Here is a 1,027-nt window from a genome sequence, read left to right on the forward strand (position 1 = left end):
TTTCTTCAAAGGTTACCGTCCACAGTTCTACTTCCGTACAACAGACGTAACTGGTGACATCCAGCTACCAGACGGCGTAGAAATGGTAATGCCAGGCGACAACATCAAGATGACTGTTGAGCTAATCGTACCAATCGCGATGGACGAAGGTCTACGTTTCGCTATCCGTGAAGGTGGCCGTACAGTAGGCGCTGGTGTTGTAGCAACAATCGAAGAGTAATCTGTAGATTGTCGTAACACACATAAAAAGGTCGCTTTGGCGGCCTTTTTTAATACCTTGTAGCAGCGATTTTATATCGCGACCAGTGAAAAGGGTCGTTCTCCAATAAGGCGTACAGACTTTTTGATACTTCGTAGCAGCGATTTTATATCGCGACCTGCGAACAGGGTCATTCCTAGCAATTCAAGAATTGTTCTGGAACCTTCTTATTAGGTGATATCCCCTCTTATAGAATAGTGCCTCAATAGTGTTGATAACACGCGGTACTATACATAAACGCTATACAATACCTCTATTTTGTTCTCTTTTTATACGGTCAAGTATCAAAAATAAGCGTTTCGCTTTATTTTTGCTCGAACAAACGTTTTTTCGCAATTTTCTTTAAAAAAAGGGTTGCACTAAAATCGGATCGCCCTATAATGCGACCCCACTGACACGGGGCGCTACGCTGAAAAGCAAAGTGGCAACGAGTTAGCGTCAAGTAAAGCTTAAATTCGAAACTTCTTCTCAAGAAATTCAAAATTAAGTGTTGACAAAAAATTGGGAATGCTTAGAATACACATCCCTCGAAACAACGAAATGTTTCGAAACGTTCTTTAAAAATATGAAGCAATCATCTGTGTGGGCACTCGTACAGATTGAGTTCTAACAGCAGATTCTAGTTCGCTAGATGACGCAAACAAATTTAGAGTCTCAATTGTAACTGAGTGACTATATAGTCAATTCGTTTTGATTTTACTTTTTTGAAAAGTAGAAACAAACAATCAGAATTCAATGAGCACGAAGCTTAGGCTTCAAAAAACTTTT

Annotated in this window: 1 pseudogene; it reads left to right on the forward strand. The window is 39.8% G+C overall.

Features of this window, described 5'->3' with window-relative positions:
• Positions 1–220 (forward strand): annotated as a pseudogene (tuf, locus tag DS891_RS24270) (elongation factor Tu); the annotation flags it as partial.
• Positions 221–1,027: the final 807 nt, after the last annotated feature.

It is taken from the genome of Pseudoalteromonas sp. JC28 (assembly GCF_013319255.1).
GTDB lineage: Bacteria > Pseudomonadota > Gammaproteobacteria > Enterobacterales > Alteromonadaceae > Pseudoalteromonas.